Genomic DNA, 17,632 nt, shown 5'->3' with positions numbered 1-17,632 from the left:
ATTATCTAATTCACTATAATACGCAGTTATATCCGAGTTTGATTAGTTGTTGATAAAGTGCTTTTTTCGAATCTTCCTCACCATGTATAAGGTGAACCTCCTTAGGAGGAGTGGGAATGGCAGTTACAAATTGTATTAAGTCGTTCATATCGGCATGTGCAGAGTAGCCTGACATCGTATGAACTTGAGCTTTCACTTTTACGCGTCTACCTTCAATCAATACACTTTCTACTCCATCTTGGATACGCCGACCTAAAGTCCCTTCCGCTTGATAGCCGGCAAACAACACATCATTTCTTTTATCTGGCAGCAATGCTTCTAAATAATTGACGACACGTCCACCTTCACACATTCCTGAGGCCGCAACTACGATAGCAGCTTCTGCTGTGCTCGCGAGTCGATTCACGAGCTTTAAATGGTCAGTGTGGCTTTCGACAGTAATACATTGATCAAATGCAAGAGGATGTCGGTGATGCTCGAGCCGCTCTTTCGCTTCTGCTCCCCAAAGCTTTTTAAATTGGCGATAGGTATTAGTTACCTTTTTAGCCAAAGGAGAATCAAGAATAATAGGCAGTGAATCTTGCAAAGCGTGCTCATGAATAAGCTGTTCTATATCAAAGAGTAGCTCTTGAGTTCTCCCGACGCTAAAGGCAGGTATAACGATTACGCCACCATCCTGAAGTGCATGCTCAATAATAGAAAGCAATCGCCTACTGCGAGACTCTACATCTTCGTGAACTTTATTGCCGTATGTCGACTCGATAAACAAATAGTCAGCTTTTTCAGGCGATACCGGATCCGGTAGGAGAGGCGTGTTACGAGGGCCCAAATCCCCTGAGAACACAACAACCTCATTGTTTGATAAACGAAACTCAACATATGCAGACCCTAAAATGTGTCCTGCTGGTTGAAAGCGAAGAGAGGCATGTTCTTCAATCTCTATCCATTGGGAATAAGGGCAAGGGCGAATAAGCGTTCGAATAAAATCGAGCACTTTTTCCCTTTGATGATGCCTCATGCCTAGTTGGAGCTTTAATCCATCTTCTAACATAAGCGGTACGAGCTCAGCGGAGGCTTCCGTACAGTAAATAGGCCCCTTATAGCCAGCAGCCAATAACCAAGGTAGCCGACCAACATGATCGATATGAGAATGGGTTAGAACAACCGCTTTGAGATCAGAGATAGAAAAGTCGATATTCAAACTCTGCCGCTGAGCATTATCTTCACCTTGTAGCAAACCACAGTCGATCAGCACACTTCCATTTTGTAACACGAGCTCGTGGCAAGAGCCAGTAACCGTATTTTTCCCACCGTGGTGCAGTACTTTCATAACAAAACGACGCTTTTACCTTTGCTAGCTTACGCTTGTGAGTATCTATATTACACGTAGCCAAACCTCACTATTTGGCAGCGATTCGGTAAATCGCTCAGTAGGTAGGGTAAGCAGGCAGATAGTGAATAAGTGAGCGTATTGTAGGCAAGCAAAATAGGAGAAAGAAAATGGCAAAACTGAAAGTTTAGAGAGACTTAGATATTCGTCATAAATTTGACTGTGTTAAGTTGCAACTGCTTGTGATGCAATTCATATTATTGCAATTATTTGCATTTAAGCTTTTGGAATCAACGTCACTGGCTGCTTAGTCCTAACTGCGTAAATGGGCGTCTGATAATTATAATTTTATAAAACCGCCACATTTCTGACGCTTTAAGTGTCAGGAAAGGGCTATTTTTTTGTAAGCTTTTCGATTGAATGGCTTTTCGTTGCAACGAGTTTACTATACAATTCGTCACCAGATCGGAGATGCAACCGATTAAATCGTGAACATTTCAATTGCCTCTAGGAGCCAGACCTAGGGGCGGTAGCGTGCCCGAAGTCGTTATAACTCCGAGGTCTCTAAAGCTAAGTATCTGAAAAGTGAAATAACTTTTAATAATAATAAGCATCTAAGTGCATTTCTGGCAAGATTGATTTATAAAAAACGAGAACTATTACAAATTTATGTAATTCCCTTTTGTCAGAGGGACGCTCAAAGCTAACAAAGTGGCGAGCAAATGTTGGTTAGGCATAGGTTACAATTAAAATCTCCATTTCTCATACCTATCAAAACCAAATACTAGGTTTATAGAAGTACTTAACTACCGGTCCAAACCGTCAGTTAGTATGTTCAGCTTTGTATTTGGCCTGCCTATAAAAGGCTGAGAACCGATGGCCGTCACGAGCTAGTGTTGGTGGAACTCAGTTACTTACATATTCAATATTAGAAATTAGCGTTTGCAATGCGTTACAACCCACGTTGGCTAATGTGGTTTTGTCACGCCCAAAAATCACCTGCTCATTCTTAGAGTTCGGCGTGTCTAGAGACGAGCGAAGCAAGAATCAGCAGTATCGGACCTGTGATGCAATGGAATCCGTAAAGGGAATCAGTCGGATGCGTTATAGATTTACCTCAAACTTATTTAATAACACAGTTGGCTATCATGAATAATGCATATTTATTTGTATTTATTTTGTCGTTCGTTCTACTTTTTGTTATGCGCAAAGTTGCTAAGCGCGTAGGTCTAGTAGATAAACCCAATGCAAGAAAGCTCCACCAAGGAGTGGTACCACTTGTAGGAGGGATCTCCATTTTCTCTACCATACTGGTGGGGTTCCTTCTGTTCCTACCAATGAATGACAACCTATCACTCTACTTATCTTGTTCAGCTGTACTCATCGTGCTCGGCGCATTAGATGACTATTACGATGTAAGTTTCAAAATTCGTCTTATTATCCAAGCAGGAATATCCCTTGCGATGATTTACATCGGAGGTCACAGCTTACACGATTTAGGTTATCTAATGGGAAGCGAAACCATTGCCCTGAATGAAGTTGCTGGCGCGGTGATCACCGTGATTGCGGTAATAGGCGCCATTAACGCATTTAATATGGTTGATGGTATAGACGGCTTGCTGGGAGGGTTAGCCTCGGTCACCTTTACAGCATTAGGTATTGTATTTGCCTACAACGGAAACGAATATTTAGCCACGATCTGTTTAATGATCGTGACTGCGATGCTTCCTTACATCTTCCTGAACTTAGGTTTCCCACTTGGTCGTCGCTTTAAGATCTTTATGGGTGATGCAGGCAGTATGTTCATCGGCTTTACTGTGGTTTGGATGCTGATTCGCGGCACACAAGAGCCAGGAGCTGTAGCTTTTAAGCCAGTTACAGCGCTGTGGTTAATTGCCTTACCATTGATGGACATGGCAACCATTATGATCCGTCGTATTCGTAAAGGTCAGTCACCATTCCAACCAGACAGAGAACATCTACACCATATTTGTCAGCGTATTGGGCTTTCTCCAGGTGCAACGTTAATTTTCATCTGTTCGATGGCATCAATTTGTGCTGCGGTAGGTTTATGGGCTGATTTTGTTGGCATTAGTGAATCAATAATGTTTGTTGCTTTCTTGGTTTTGTTTGCATGCTATTTTTCGGTAATTAGCCATATTTGGCGCATTTCTTCTTGGTTTAATAAGCTATTTCATACTTTAGGACTGCAGTTTACGTCTAAGTAGAAGTTAAATAAGTCTGTTACGGCACTGCTTTCATGAAATAAATAATGCTCACTTCTTTCCAAATTATGTTTGTCTTTTATTTATCTGTGATTGCTAATGTTTATCCGTAACATTTTTAATAATAATTAATGACTTATGAATAAAAATTTTAATGGTGTCAATTTAAGGTGAAACAAAGATTAATAAAAATGTTTGGTGTTCAAGCATTTAATCAATTAACGCTAATCCTCGAAAAGTTAATTGTTCCTCCAATCATAATCGCCAACTTTGGAATGACTGGTTTTGGTGAGTGGACTTTGATTCGAGCTATTCCTATGTATTTTCAGTTGTTGGATTTAGGTTTTTTTACCATCGCTGGTAACAAAATAGTAAATTATAAACTTAATAAGGATAAGCTTTCCGTTAATATGACGTTAGCTAACCTTATGCTTTTCTATCTGACATTAGTATTGATTATCTTATTGGTGATAGCCGGTATATTTTATCTTGATATTTCTGAATACGTGTTCGATAGAAAAGATAATTATTATGATTTATGCTTATCATTATCCTTTTTATATGTAGGTCTTTATCTAGGTAGTCAGTTCTATTTTTCTATTCTACGAGGTGTTATAAAACATGTAGAAGCTAGTTTTACTACTACTGTGTTTAGGTTTTTTGAGGTTGTAGTCACAGTGTTCATGCTCGTGATGGGACAAAAATTCCTGGTAATTTTATTTTGTATGGTTGTTGTCCGGTTTGCTAACTTGCTTGCATTACATAGGATATTAAAGAGACATTGTAAAATTAACTTCCTTAAAGCGTTAAACTACTACGATTGGAGTGTATTCAAATTAGATATCAGAGAAGGTATGTCATCATGTGTTTTCTCTTTATCTCAACTGTACTCATCACAAGTTGTATTGGTATATATAGGCCTTTTCATGAATACAGCATTTGTTGGATACTTTCAAACGCTAAAAATTGTTTCTGGGCTATTGATTCAAGTTGCTGGTGTTATAAATAGAACATTCCTATCAGAGTTTTCTATTTTATTTTCAAAAGGTGAATTCAATAAGGCTAAAAACGTATTGAATAGAACCATGTTTTTTTCTACAATATTTTCACTCATATTTATAATTTCAATATTCTTATTTTCACACTATATATTTAACTTTTGGTTAGGTGAAAATTTTGAAATTGATGAGATAATGCTATCTTTAATGTGTTTTACATCATCACTATATTTAATTTGGTATACTATGAGCACTGCCCTTATAGCATCAAATAAGCATGGTGACCTGTCTAAATCAATACTAGTAAATTGTATCATATTCACTATGTTATCCTATTATTCTATAAGTTGTTATGGTTTGTATGGGATTGTATTATCAGTAGTAATATTCGAGATTTTTAATTTTATATTAGCAACGTATCATTCAATATCTTTTTGGAAAGTAAATGTGTAAAATATATTACCGAGCTCAAACTCAATATGAAAACTTTGGCGATTTAGTGATTAATCAAAATTTAATAAAGATGATGAGAGAAAAAGGAGAATTAGTAATTGATACTAATGGAGTCCCTGAAAGTTATTTATTGGGTTTGGAATTAAATAATAGGGAAGTTTTTAAAGGAAAAAATTTTTTTTTAAAAATAGTAAAGGATTCGCTAAGTAAAAAAAACACTGTTTTATTTTTTACTAAACCAGGCCATGTAAGTTATAAGAACGAGCTCTCTTCATTAGTTAGACAAACTTTAACTGCTATAGTTTATAGTATAATGTACATATGCGGTGTGAAAATATGCAGATTTGGCGGTTCGATTGGTAATGAAACTGGTTTTGCAAGATATATTGAAATTTTCAAAGGAAGGCTATACAGCAAGTATATAGTTAGAGATTCTGGTTCTTTTAAATTAGCCAAAGATAAGAACTACAAAAATTTGGATTTAGCTTCTGATTTGGCATTTAATTGTGAATGTTACTTTGATGAAGACAAGAAGGAAAATTACAATAATATACTTGCTTCGTTTCGAAATGGGCCTGATCTGTCAAAATTAAAATCTCTAATTAATAAGCTGAACAGTTCCTACGAAGTCGATGGAATAATTCAGGTTGATAGAGATTTAAAGTTCATGAGAGAACTATTTCAGAATAAGAATTTTGATAAATACTTATCGACATCTGATAAATTTAAGAGCCAGATATTAGAATCATATTCTAATAATAGTATTGCTATTTCAAATAGACTACATGTTTTATTGTTGTCAGCATCATATGGTGTTGTTCCATTTGCTTATGTCAATAAAGATAACAAAAAAATAATAGATATATATAATGATTTAGGTTTGGATAGCTTATTGATATATGAGACAGATAGTGTTGATCTTATTTTTGATAAAATTCATTCTTGCAACCTAACTTTAACAAGAAAAAAATTATCGAAGATCTTCGAGAAAGAAAGTGAAAAAAATATAGAAAAATTCAGATTAATATTTGATAATCTAAGGATATAAGTTAGTTGTATCGCAGCTGAAATTAAATTTCACCATCTACTATGAAAAGAATATAACCGCTATCTATCTTATTAAGTAGGATATTATAAGCTATCGTAGGAGATATGAACTTTTTTAGAAACTTGTCGTGAAGAAAAATTTCACTAACATATTATAGTTTGATTGCAGGTAAAGTACATACGGATACTTAGTGGTTGATGACTTAGTAAGTTCGTTGCTTCAAATATCACTAGTAACTAGTTAGCGTTGTCATATGACTGCCACTTGTGGGGCTTTTCTAATATTTTCATGCAGGGTTTTATGCTTGTGCACTGGATTCTTAGTATCTTGCGAAGGTACTACTAAGCATTAGTGATGGAGATACTCATGAATTTTCTGTGAAGTTGATGGAGACTCCACAATCAACTTATATAATTTTAATTCTTAGAAATAAAATTCAATCTTATAATTATAAAGCCTAACTTATTATTGAGGGTTTTTAAGAAAATCATATGATATTTATTCTTCCGCTATTAATTTTTGGTTCTTACTTTATTACACTATTTACTGTAGATAATAGTTTAGATCTATATTTTTTTATAACCAACTTCTTTCTTCTAATTAGTTTTTATTTTGGTCTTATCTCTTATAAAGAAGAGTATTATAGTTTAAAAAATATATATTGCCTGTTTGGACTAGTTGCTTTTGTATTTTCTCCGGCGCTAGAGTTTTTTAATGGTATATATTATTGGGGTGGTCGTGAAATTGATAGAGATAGTTTTATTATATCTAACCTAATAATACTTTTTTTTAATGTGTCCTTCTTTGTTTTTTATTCTGTATTTAAAAGCAGGCCAACAATAATTCTCAATATAATAGATAGAAGTTTATCTATTGAAGAAGATATTAATAAAAACCGAAGTTTGCTCTATTCTATAGCTTTAGTGTTAATTTCATGTTTGATTATATGGGAATACAATAACTTTAATATACTAGGTGTTTTAGTTAGAGGCGGAAGTGTAGATAGAGTTGATAGTAGCACTACAATTTTTCTGGTTGTAAATTACTTCATTAAACCATTTTTGGCGATAATATCGTTAGTATTTTTGTTTTTATCGACTAATAGAATAATATCATTTTTATTCTTAGTCTTATTTCTATTTCATGTAGCCCCAGTATCCGTCGCAAGATTCTATGCAATTACATTATATTTGCCATTTTTTATATTGATGTTTCCTAGAGTTTTTAATGTGACTTATATCTTTCCAATATACTTTTTTGGCGGACTCATGGTGATTTTCCCTTTCTTGAATAAGTTTAGATACTTTAGTTCTGATCAAGAAATATCATTTGATATAGACTATTCATTTATAACGTCTGGACATCTAGATGCATATCAAAATTTTGTAAGAGCAGTGGATACTGACTTTATTTCATGGGGACATCAGCTGTTAGGTTCCTTACTTTTCTTCGTTCCCCGTAGTTTATGGCAATCAAAGCCGATAGGTTCTGGGCATCAGTTATCTGAAAATGAAGATTTATACATGAGTAATATAAGCATGCCCTACATTGCAGAAGGATATATTAATTTCCATATGTTTGGTGTGTTGATGTTTTCAATTGTTCTTGCTTTTTTGTGTGCTAAATTTGATAGGTTCTATTGGGATCGAAAAAAAATAACGGACAAAGTTGATACTATATCTATTCTCTACCTATTCATGTTGGGTTTCTTGCTTTTTATACTACGAGGTGATCTTTTATCATCTATATCATATTTTGTTGCTTTTATTCTTTCATTTTTCACTGTTGTCGTTCCAATTAAATTATATTCTAGATTGAGAATTAATATATGAGAGTCCATATAATTCAGCCCGCAATTCCAAAGTATAGAGTTCCCTTTTTTAATAAAATCACCAATAGATATTCTTGTAGGTTTATCTCTACAAAGAGAGACTTTTTAGGGGTTAACTCTGAAGAAATTATTGGCGACGCAGTCATATCGAATGGTTTTTTTTCTTTTTTATCATTGATTTATTGGCATAAAAGCCTCCCACTCATCAAAGGTTACAAAAAGGAGGATATTGTTGTAGTAAATGGCAATCCCCGAGTTATCAACTACATGCTTTTAATTTTTCTACTAAAGATTAGAGGCATTAAAGTCGTTTGGTGGGGACACGGTTGGAGTGCAGGCAGTCATGGTATTTTATCTAAGATAAGAATTAAACTTATGAAAATTGCTGATGCTGTTTTAGTCTACACCGAGAAAGAAAAAAAATTACTATCATTTAATAATATTTATGCGATCAACAATGGGCTAAATTCAAAGGAAATGAAGTTTGATTTCAAGTATAAGAAAAAATTCGCTCCTAAGAAGTTGACGCTTGTTTTTATTGGAAGAATTACTGAAAAGTCTAATTTTTCTATGCTAATTGAAGCTCTATCAAGGCTTAAAGGTAATGTTCATTTAAACGTTGTGGGCTCATGTGATTCAATAGACTCATACTACAAGCTAGCCGACAGTCTCGAAGTTCAGAACCAAATATCTTGGTTGGGGCCTTTATTTCAAGAAGATGAAATATCTGATGTTATGCTCAACTCAGATGTTTTCGTTTATCCTGGATCTGTGGGCTTAAGTATGATCCACGCTTTCAATTATGCTCTTCCAGTAATCGTTCACTCAGATGAAAAACATCATATGCCTGAATTTGCAGCATTTAAAAATGGTATAAATGGTGTCAGCTTTTTAAATAAAGATATTAATGATTTAGTTGATAAAATTACTTACTTTCAAAATATTGACTTCATTGACTATGATAATATGTCCAAGAACGCGCTTTATACTGTACAAGAAACATATAATGTCGATGATATGTTTCTTCGATTTGACTCAATGATAAGGAATCTATCTTAATGGTTGTATTTGTAGGGCCAAATTCCGAGCCGATTACTGGCCAATCCTTAGCATTTCACACTATTTTTTCTAAGTATAATGGTGATAAAAAAGCGTTTTATTTCGATACCTTAAGTGTTGGTAAATTAAAGCAAACAATCTCAAACTTATTTAATTTTTTTTATTATTTATTATTTTTAGTTAAAAAAAATGAAGTTAGTGTGGTATATATTACGACTAGTCGAACTTTAGTAGGATTTTTAAGAGATAGTGCTTTTATTCTAACGGCTAAACTTTTTAAAAAGAATGTAGTAAACCATCTTCATGGTGCCGACTTTAAATCTTTTCACAGTAGGCAATCTAATCTAGTGAAAATGTGTGTGGATTATGTATATAACATGATCGATACATCAATAGTTCTATTGCCAAGAATGAGAGAACAATATGATATGTACCCTGAAATGAACATAGTTTCAGTTAGTAATTGTACATCTCCTATTAAGTCTTCTTTAAGTTATTCTAAACGCAGTAATAAAATTCTATATCTTTCAAATATTATGTACTCCAAAGGGATAATGCAATTAATCTCTGCAGTAGATGATTTAGTCAATGACGGCTGGAATATTGAATTAAACATAGCAGGTTTACCTACCGGTGATAATTATAAAGATAAAGAAGAAATAAGTGGTTTATTTAATTCTGCTATTAATGGAAAAGATTACATTAACTATGTTGGTGTAGTGCGTGGAAGTGATAAAAACAATATGTTTTCTAATAATGGGATCTTTGTTTTACCGAGCTTTTATGCCACTGAAGCACAACCCATTTCACTTATTGAAGCCATGTCTGCTGGTTGTGTTATTATTACCACAAAGCATAACTATCTTTCTGACATTGTAACAAATAAAAATGGATTTTTGATAAAAAAAGAATCAAGTGAGGCTATCAAAGAGTGCTTGATTTATTTATTAAATAACCAAGATGTTGGAGATGAGATTTCCCAATACAATAGTTTGGTTACAGATTCATTATATAGTGTTGAAAATTATGTTGATGCAATATCTTCGGTTTTTAATCAATTTAAAAAATAGAAAATTATATTATTGTCGTTGAAGGAACGTAAATGAAAACTGCTCTAATAACAGGTATCACTGGTCAAGATGGTTCTTACCTTGCAGAATTTTTGCTAGAAAAAGGCTATGATGTCCATGGATTAATTCGCCGAGCTTCTTCGTTCAATACCGAGCGAATTGATTCTGCAATTGAGAAAAGTGATAAAATCTATCTTCACTATGGTGATTTGACTGACTCTTCGAACCTTATTCGATTAGTCAAAGAAATCCAACCTGATGAAATTTATAATCTCGGTGCAATGTCTCATGTTGCTGTTTCGTTTGAGTCTCCCGAATACGCGGCAGATGTTGACGCTATGGGTACTATCCGTTTACTTGAAGCAATTAGAATTAACGGCTTAGAGAAGAAAACACGTTTTTATCAGGCCTCTACTTCCGAGCTTTATGGTGAGGTTCAAGAAATCCCGCAAAGGGAAACGACTCCATTCCATCCTCGTTCTCCTTATGCAGTAGCTAAGATGTACGCTTATTGGATCACAGTTAATTACCGTGAATCTTACGGAATGTATGCATGTAACGGTATTTTGTTTAACCACGAATCTCCACGTCGTGGTGAAACCTTTGTTACTCGTAAAATAACTCGCTCTATTGCCAATATTTCTCAAGGATTAGAGTCTTGTTTGAAACTGGGCAACATGGATGCATTACGCGATTGGGGTCATGCCAAAGATTACGTCCGCATGCAGTGGATGATGCTTCAACAAGACGTGGCTGATGATTTCGTTATAGCAACCGGGAAGCAGATTTCTGTTCGCGAATTTGTCCGTATGTCCGCAAAAGAAGCGGGTATCGAACTTGAATTCTCTGGCGAAGGTATTGATGAAATTGCCACAGTCACAGCAGTTGATTATGAAAAGGCTCCTGCAGTTCAGATCGGTGATGTGATTGTGCGAGTGAACCCTAAATTCTTCCGCCCTGCTGAAGTAGAAACTCTGCTAGGTGATCCAAGTAAAGCTAAAGCAAAACTTGGTTGGGTGCCTGAAATTACAGTAGAAGAAATGTGCTCTGAAATGGTAGCGGCTGATATCGATAAAGCGAAACAGCATGCAATTTTGAAAGCTCACGGATTTGATGTTTCAATTTCACTTGAAAACTAATGGAAGAGTCAATTTTGAAAAAGCGTATTTTTGTCGCTGGGCATAAAGGCATGGTTGGCTCTGCGATTGTTCGTCAACTTGAAAATCGTTTAGATGTAGAAATTGTTACTCGTGATCGCACAGATTTGGATTTACTCGATCAAAAAGCCGTTGATACATTTTTTGCTAATGAGCAGATTGATGAGGTTTACCTTGCTGCTGCAAAAGTAGGAGGTATTCATGCAAACAATACTTATCCGGCAGAGTTTATCTATCAGAACCTGATGATGGAGTGCAATATTATCCACTCCGCTCATAAACACGATGTTCAACATCTTCTGTTTTTAGGGTCTTCATGTATCTATCCAAAGCTTGCAGAACAACCTATGTCTGAATCTGCATTGTTAACAGGTGTTCTGGAGTCCACTAACGAGCCGTATGCGCTTGCTAAAATTGCAGGCATCAAATTGTGTGAATCGTATAACCGCCAATATGGTCGAGACTACAGAAGTGTTATGCCGACTAACTTATACGGTGAAAATGATAATTTCCACCCAGAAAACTCTCATGTTATTCCCGCATTAATGCGTCGTTTTCATGAAGCTAAAGATGCAGGTGATACTGAAGTCGTCGTGTGGGGCACGGGCACACCGATGCGCGAGTTTCTTTATGTAGACGATATGGCTGCGGCATCTGTTCATGTAATGGAACTGGATAGCGAAACCTATCAGGCTAACACGCAGCCAATGCTTTCCCATATTAACGTCGGTACTGGTGTAGATTGTACTATTCGTGAAATGGCTGAAACTATGTCGAAGGTGGTAGGTTTTGAAGGTGACGTGGTGTTCGACATTACTAAACCAGATGGTACACCACGTAAATTGATGGATGTATCCCGCTTATCTGATCTCGGATGGCGATATCAGGTCGATTTAGAGGCTGGACTTAGTAAAACGTATCAGTGGTTTTTAGCTAACCAGGGTAATTTCCGCAAATAGGCTCTTTATAATGCAACGACTTGATGAGCAGACTTTCAAACTGGTTGTTGCATCTACGCCTCTTGTCTCGATTGATATCATTATCCGTAATTCAAAGAGACAGATCCTATTGGGGGAAAGAACAAACCGACCTGCTCAAAGGTTTTGGTTTGTTCCCGGAGGTCGTATTTGCAAAGATGAGACTTTTGAACAGGCTTTTCAAAGGCTAACGAAAGTTGAATTGGGAGAAGAATATTCTCTTAAACAAGCTCAATTTCTTGGTACTTACCAACATTTCTACGAAGACAACTTTTCTGAAGATGAGTTCTCCACACACTATGTCGTTTTAGGCTATGAATTGGAGTTGGATATCGAGCTATCTTCCTTACCTAACGAACAACATAATCATTATCAGTGGTGGGAAATAGAAAGCTTATTCGCGTCAGAACAAGTTCATATAAATACTAAAGCTTATTTTTCAGATAAATATAAATAAAAGAAAAGGTAACAATCATGTTATTACCTATTGTGATGGCCGGAGGTTCGGGTAGTCGTTTATGGCCCCTTTCCCGTAGCCTATATCCAAAGCAATTTATCAGTTTGGCTAGTGACAAAACCATGCTACAGGAAACAGTTACTCGTCTTAGAGGGATTGAGCACCAAGCTCCTGTGATTATATGTAACGAAGAACATCGTTTTATTGTTGCTGAACAGCTTCGACAGAGTAATGCCCATCACAGTGGTATTATTTTAGAGCCTGTGGGGCGTAACACGGCGCCGGCAATTGCGTTGGCAGCGTTGTACGTAACACAAAATGGTGAAGACCCTCTGATGCTTGTGTTAGCTGCGGATCATATTATTCAGAATGATATGGCTTTTACAAAAGCGGTAGAGAAAGCTATTTCTCCTGCTGAGAATGGAAAGTTAGTGACTTTCGGCATAGTACCAACATCTCCTGAAACAGGATATGGTTACATTAAGCAGGGCGAAGCCGCATGTGACTCTTCTTACAAGGTTGCAGAGTTCGTCGAAAAGCCGGATTTACCTACGGCAGAATCGTATTTTACCGAAGGGGGATATTACTGGAATAGTGGTATGTTCCTGTTTAAAGCGTCCCGCTTTCTTAAGGAGCTAGGTCAACACCGTCCGGATATACTTTCAGCATGTCAACAAGCCGTTGAAGGGGCAAAGACTGATTTAGATTTTATTCGTGTTTGTGAAAGTTCTTTTACTGAATGCCCTGAAGATTCTGTCGACTATGCCGTCATGGAGAAAACCAAGGATGCTCTTGTTGTTCCTATGGATGCTGGCTGGAGCGATGTAGGTTCGTTTAGCGCTCTATGGGAAGTCTCAGCAAAGGATGAGGCTGGCAATGTCATCGTTGGTGATGTAGCCACCGACCAGACAGAGAACAGCTATATTTATGCGCAAAACAAACTTGTGTCTGCGGTTGGCGTTGAAAATCTCGTGATTATTGAAACCAAAGATGCGGTTCTGGTTGCAAATAAAGACAAAGTTCAGGATGTAAAAAACATCGTTAATCATCTGAAGGCTAAAGGGCGCAGCGAATGTGAACAGCACCGTGAAGTTTATCGCCCATGGGGTTCTCACGATGAGATTGCTCTTGGAAATAGATTTCAGGTAAAACATTTACGCGTGAAACCGGGTGAAAGAACGGCACTGCAAATGCATCATCACCGGGCTGAGCACTGGATAGTGGTTCAGGGAACCGCAAGGGTTACCAGTGATGACAAGAGTTTTCTAGTTACAGAAAACGAGTCAACCTATATACCGTTAGGTTCTGCTCATCGCATTGAAAACCCTGGTAAAGTCGATCTCCACTTAATTGAAGTGCGTTCAGGGACGTATCTAGAAGAAGATGATGTGGTTCGCTTAGAAGAGTATGGAGTTGGCTATTAATGAAAGTCTCTATTATCACAGCTACTTATAACAGTAGTGAAACCATCCTTGATACGTTGAAATCGTTAGAGCAACAATCTTATCCAAATATCGAATACATTATCGTCGATGGAGCTTCAAAGGATAATACCTTAGACGTTGTTCGTGATAATTGCTCTCGAGTCAGCAAAATCATTAGCGAGCCGGATAAAGGAATTTATGATGCCCTGAATAAGGGTATTCAAGCGGCAACGGGTGATGTTATCGGTTTTCTTCATTCTGATGACTTGTTTGCTTACTCTGATGCGGTAGCAGATATAGTTGCCACTTTAGGAAAGAATCAAACTCAGGCTGCTTATGCGGACTTGGCTTATGTTTCAAAAGAAGATACAGATAAAATGGTACGCTTATGGAATTCTGGATCGTATCAAAGAAATCAAATGATCAGTGGTTGGATGCCTCCTCACCCCACATTTTATATGAAACGTGAGCTTTACCTGTCGCTTGGGCAGTTTGACTTAGGCTTTAAGATCGCTGCGGATTATGATTCGCTACTGCGTTACCTGTGGTCAAATAAGGTGTCTATGAGTTATTTGCCAAAAGTCTTAATAAAAATGCGTGTTGGCGGGGCGAGTAATCGTAGCCTCAGCAACATATATAAAAAAACTTGTGAAGATATACAGGCACTTAAAAATAATAATGTGTTCTGGCCCAAAGCTATTCTTATCAAAAATTTATCAAAAATTCCTCAATTCTTCAGAAGATAAATATATGCTCTCTACACAGATAGTTATTCAGAAATCTGGTATTCAATTTGGTACCAGTGGTGCTCGTGGCTTGGTTACTCAATTTACTCCCGAAGTTTGCGCAGCTTTCACCCACGCTTTTGTAGCCAGTCTTCAAAAGTCTTATTCAGTGAAGCGTATGGCTATTGCGATTGATAATCGTCCCAGTAGTTCGGCTATTGCTCAGTCTTGTATTGCTGCTCTGATGCAGAGAGGGATCGAACCTGTGTATTACGGAGTGATCCCGACACCAGCGTTGGCCTATTCTGCTATGCAAGAAGGTATCCCTTGTATCATGGTGACAGGTAGCCATATTCCGTTTGATCGTAATGGACTGAAGTTCTATACCCCTGATGGTGAAATCACTAAGGCGGATGAACAATCTATTTTAAATGCTAACGAAGAGTTTGCTGCATTAGACAACTTACCTTCGTTATCTATTAGTTCCATTGCTTCTAAACAATATATTGAACGTTATACCAGCCTGTTTGATGCTGATTTACTGCAAGGTAAGCGTATTGGTATTTATGAGCATTCCAGTGCTGGACGTGATATTTATAGCCTTCTATTTTCTGCACTTGGCGCTGAGGTTATCTCCCTTGAACGCAGTGATGAGTTTGTCCCGATTGATACGGAAGCCGTGTCAGAGGTTGATAAAGCTAAAGCCAGAAAATGGTCACATCAACATCAGCTTGATGCAATTTTCTCCACTGACGGTGATGGTGATCGCCCGTTAGTGGCGGATGAAAATGGAGAATGGCTGCGGGGCGATATTCTTGGCGTATTGTGTGCTCAAGAAATGCAGATGCAAGCACTTGCTGTACCTGTCAGTTGTAATACAGTCATCGAAACCATTCCACAGTTTACGAAAGTCTCCCGTACCAAAATTGGTTCACCATACGTCATCGCTGAATTTGCTGAACTGGCTCACAAGTATCAGGCCATCTCAGGTTTTGAAGCTAATGGAGGATATTTACTGGGTTCTGATGTTCAAATTAATGGCAAAGTGCTCAAAGCTTTGCCAACTCGTGATGCTGTATTACCTGCAATAATGTTGCTTTCCGCTGCTAAGAGTACGGGTATTGCGGCGTTGGTGGATGGGTTACCAGCTCGTTATACACACAGTGACAGAATTCAGAACTTTGCTACAGCTAAGAGCTTATCAATCTTAGAGATGGGGAAGTTGAATCCTCAAACTCTGGTCTCTCAACTGGGGTTTGAGGATCACAACATTGAAAATGTCGATGTTACCGACGGCTTAAGGCTGGCTTTATCTAATCGCACTATTTTCCATTTACGTCCTTCAGGAAATGCGCCTGAACTGCGCTGTTACGCAGAGGCAAATAGCTTTGAAGATGCTTATCAAATAGTTAGCCACGTGCTAGACAAAGTACAGCAGCTATAAATCACATTTAATAATTTGGATCTTAATTTAGATGACCAAATTAAGCTTTTGCTTTTATGAACATGAAAAAGAATTTATTCAAACTAGAGAATACGATTCAGAATTATGAGTGGGGTAGTAAAACGGCGATTCCGGAACTGTTCGGTGTTGAAAACTGCCAACAAGAACCTCTAGCAGAGCTTTGGATGGGGGCTCATCCCAACGGTTGCTCTAAAGTTGATTTGAATGGAAAAAAAGTCTTACTTTCAGAACTTATTGATTCGGATAAAGATGGCTTTTTGTCACCTCAAACAGCGTTAAGTTTTGGTGAGTTGCCATATCTATTCAAAGTTCTCGCTGCCGATAGTGCGCTGTCTATTCAGGTTCATCCAAGTAAAGAAGAAGCTGAAATAGGTTTTGCTAAGGAAGACTGCCTAGGAATTGACCGTAAGCATCCCAAGCGAAACTATCGTGATCCTAACCATAAGCCAGAATTGGTTTATGCGTTAACGTCTTATCAAGCCATGAATGGTTTTAGAAGTTTCAGTGAAATCGTCTCACTGTTCTCTCGCATTACTGAACAGATATCTATTCCTCAAGTTCATGCCTTAGTTACTCAGTTTGAAAATAATCTGACGGCTAGTGGATTAGAGACGTTTTTTGTCGGGATTTTATCTTTGACAGGTAGTGATAAACTGCAAGCCATTGACGGTTTGTTGACCTTCGCTCACGAGTGCCTCGAAAGTGGTGAGGTAGTTGAGGAGTTCTCGTTGGTTCTAGAACTGGCGAATACCTACCCCGGTGATATTGGCTTGTTCTCACCATTAATTCTTAATGTCCTCACATTACAACCTGGTGAAACGATGTATCTTGATGCTAGGACGCCACATGCTTATCTGAAAGGTACGGGTTTAGAAGTGATGGCAAATTCTGACAATGTGTTACGAGCAGGCCTGACTTCGAAACATATCGATGTTGAAGAGCTTGCTCAATGCACACTGTTTGAAGAAAAACCTAAAAACAAGTTGCGTATACAACCACGTATTGAAGGCAATAAGCAAAGTTACTCCATCCCTGTTCCTGACTTTAAGTTTGACTGCTTCGTTCACGCAGAAAATGACGTGATTAAGGTTGATAGTGCTGAGATAGTTTTTGCTATAGATAGTGATGTGGAGGTTTATCATCAGTCAGGAGAGTCTCTTCTATTAAGTAAGGGAGAATCTGTATTTATTCCTGCTTATGCCAAAGAGTACACTTTTTCTTCTAAAGGACGTATTGCCCGCGTGTACAATTAGACCTTTTAAGTTTGGGGGGGTTGAAAGTCAGCCTGTAATTAAATCGATGCTCCCTGAAGATAGCTTGATTTGTCTATGTGAATACCACTCACAATGGTTTTATCAAGCTTGGTTGCTCGCTTTGGTTAGACGGCGCATTAAGTAAAATGAAACTTGATGA

General features: G+C 37.3%; 14 protein-coding genes. 13 read left to right on the top strand and 1 reads right to left on the bottom strand.

The genetic code is table 11. The features are described 5' to 3' along the window. Positions 1–13 precede the first annotated feature (13 nt). Positions 14–1,330 carry an MBL fold metallo-hydrolase gene (locus tag ACF8CV_RS21300; RefSeq protein ID WP_169592738.1) on the bottom strand — a complete coding sequence of 439 codons (1,317 nt, stop codon included), beginning with the start codon at positions 1,328–1,330 and terminating at the stop codon, positions 14–16. A gap of 1,148 nt (positions 1,331–2,478) precedes the next feature. Between ACF8CV_RS21300 and wecA the strand changes: the two genes are divergently transcribed. The 13 genes from wecA (at position 2,479) to manA (ending at position 17,472) form a co-directional block, all read left to right on the top strand. Beyond that, positions 2,479–3,558, top strand: coding sequence for a UDP-N-acetylglucosamine--undecaprenyl-phosphate N-acetylglucosaminephosphotransferase (wecA, locus tag ACF8CV_RS21295; protein ID WP_169592735.1), 1,080 nt, complete (start codon positions 2,479–2,481; stop codon positions 3,556–3,558). 167 nt (positions 3,559–3,725) lie between these two features. Further along, positions 3,726–5,006, top strand: a complete 1,281-nt coding sequence (locus ACF8CV_RS21290; protein ID WP_169592733.1) for a lipopolysaccharide biosynthesis protein — start codon at positions 3,726–3,728, stop codon at positions 5,004–5,006. Continuing rightward, on the top strand, positions 4,999–6,054 hold the full coding sequence (locus ACF8CV_RS21285; RefSeq protein WP_169592730.1) for a polysaccharide pyruvyl transferase family protein: 1,056 nt from the start codon (positions 4,999–5,001) through the stop codon (positions 6,052–6,054). Before ACF8CV_RS21290 ends, ACF8CV_RS21285 begins: the two co-directional genes overlap by 8 nt. Before the next feature lie 491 nt (positions 6,055–6,545). Next, positions 6,546–7,886: an O-antigen polymerase gene (locus ACF8CV_RS21280; RefSeq protein ID WP_169592728.1), complete on the top strand. Its 1,341-nt coding sequence runs from the start codon at positions 6,546–6,548 to the stop codon at positions 7,884–7,886. After that, positions 7,883–8,944, top strand: a complete 1,062-nt coding sequence (locus tag ACF8CV_RS21275) for a glycosyltransferase family 4 protein (protein ID WP_169592723.1) — start codon at positions 7,883–7,885, stop codon at positions 8,942–8,944. The genes ACF8CV_RS21280 and ACF8CV_RS21275 overlap by 4 nt, the downstream gene beginning before the upstream one ends. Then, positions 8,944–10,014 (top strand): glycosyltransferase family 4 protein, encoded by a 1,071-nt coding sequence (locus ACF8CV_RS21270; protein WP_169592720.1) that lies wholly within the window; start codon positions 8,944–8,946, stop codon positions 10,012–10,014. The genes ACF8CV_RS21275 and ACF8CV_RS21270 overlap by 1 nt, the downstream gene beginning before the upstream one ends. Positions 10,015–10,046: 32 nt before the next feature. Next, positions 10,047–11,153: a GDP-mannose 4,6-dehydratase gene (gmd, locus tag ACF8CV_RS21265; protein ID WP_169592718.1), complete on the top strand. Its 1,107-nt coding sequence runs from the start codon at positions 10,047–10,049 to the stop codon at positions 11,151–11,153. Continuing rightward, complete coding sequence (locus tag ACF8CV_RS21260) at positions 11,153–12,130, top strand: GDP-L-fucose synthase (RefSeq protein ID WP_212578142.1); 978 nt, start codon at positions 11,153–11,155, stop codon at positions 12,128–12,130. The genes gmd and ACF8CV_RS21260 overlap by 1 nt, the downstream gene beginning before the upstream one ends. 10 nt (positions 12,131–12,140) lie before the next feature. Continuing rightward, a complete protein-coding gene (locus ACF8CV_RS21255) occupies positions 12,141–12,605 on the top strand; it encodes a GDP-mannose mannosyl hydrolase (RefSeq protein WP_169592715.1) in 465 nt (154 codons plus the stop codon). Positions 12,606–12,622: 17 nt separating this feature from the next. Beyond that, the gene (locus ACF8CV_RS21250) at positions 12,623–14,029 is read left to right on the top strand and encodes a mannose-1-phosphate guanylyltransferase/mannose-6-phosphate isomerase (protein ID WP_169592712.1); all 1,407 of its coding nucleotides are present in this window, start codon (positions 12,623–12,625) and stop codon (positions 14,027–14,029) included. Continuing rightward, a complete protein-coding gene (locus tag ACF8CV_RS21245; RefSeq protein ID WP_169592710.1) occupies positions 14,029–14,775 on the top strand; it encodes a glycosyltransferase family 2 protein in 747 nt (248 codons plus the stop codon). Before ACF8CV_RS21250 ends, ACF8CV_RS21245 begins: the two co-directional genes overlap by 1 nt. Positions 14,776–14,779: 4 nt before the next feature. Further along, entirely contained in the window at positions 14,780–16,198 is a 1,419-nt protein-coding gene (locus ACF8CV_RS21240; protein ID WP_169592772.1) for a phosphomannomutase, read from the top strand. Between the two features lie 56 nt (positions 16,199–16,254). Then, positions 16,255–17,472 (top strand): mannose-6-phosphate isomerase, class I, encoded by a 1,218-nt coding sequence (gene manA, locus ACF8CV_RS21235; RefSeq protein WP_169592707.1) that lies wholly within the window; start codon positions 16,255–16,257, stop codon positions 17,470–17,472. Positions 17,473–17,632 lie beyond the last annotated feature (160 nt).

The sequence above is a fragment of the Vibrio sp. zbq_1 genome, from assembly GCF_043102935.1.
GTDB lineage: Bacteria > Pseudomonadota > Gammaproteobacteria > Enterobacterales > Vibrionaceae > Vibrio > Vibrio parahaemolyticus.
This window is presented reverse-complemented; position numbering and strand designations above follow the sequence as displayed.

Coding starts and splice junctions, on each gene's coding strand:
- ACF8CV_RS21300 (WP_169592738.1), bottom strand. CDS start 1,330: ATGAAAGTACTGCACCACGGTGGGAAAAATACGGTTACTGGCTCTTGC.
- wecA (WP_169592735.1), top strand. CDS start 2,479: ATGAATAATGCATATTTATTTGTATTTATTTTGTCGTTCGTTCTACTT.
- ACF8CV_RS21285 (WP_169592730.1), top strand. CDS start 4,999: ATGTGTAAAATATATTACCGAGCTCAAACTCAATATGAAAACTTTGGC.
- ACF8CV_RS21280 (WP_169592728.1), top strand. CDS start 6,546: ATGATATTTATTCTTCCGCTATTAATTTTTGGTTCTTACTTTATTACA.
- ACF8CV_RS21275 (WP_169592723.1), top strand. CDS start 7,883: ATGAGAGTCCATATAATTCAGCCCGCAATTCCAAAGTATAGAGTTCCC.
- ACF8CV_RS21270 (WP_169592720.1), top strand. CDS start 8,944: ATGGTTGTATTTGTAGGGCCAAATTCCGAGCCGATTACTGGCCAATCC.
- gmd (WP_169592718.1), top strand. CDS start 10,047: ATGAAAACTGCTCTAATAACAGGTATCACTGGTCAAGATGGTTCTTAC.
- ACF8CV_RS21260 (WP_212578142.1), top strand. CDS start 11,153: ATGGAAGAGTCAATTTTGAAAAAGCGTATTTTTGTCGCTGGGCATAAA.
- ACF8CV_RS21255 (WP_169592715.1), top strand. CDS start 12,141: ATGCAACGACTTGATGAGCAGACTTTCAAACTGGTTGTTGCATCTACG.
- ACF8CV_RS21250 (WP_169592712.1), top strand. CDS start 12,623: ATGTTATTACCTATTGTGATGGCCGGAGGTTCGGGTAGTCGTTTATGG.
- ACF8CV_RS21245 (WP_169592710.1), top strand. CDS start 14,029: ATGAAAGTCTCTATTATCACAGCTACTTATAACAGTAGTGAAACCATC.
- ACF8CV_RS21240 (WP_169592772.1), top strand. CDS start 14,780: ATGCTCTCTACACAGATAGTTATTCAGAAATCTGGTATTCAATTTGGT.
- manA (WP_169592707.1), top strand. CDS start 16,255: ATGAACATGAAAAAGAATTTATTCAAACTAGAGAATACGATTCAGAAT.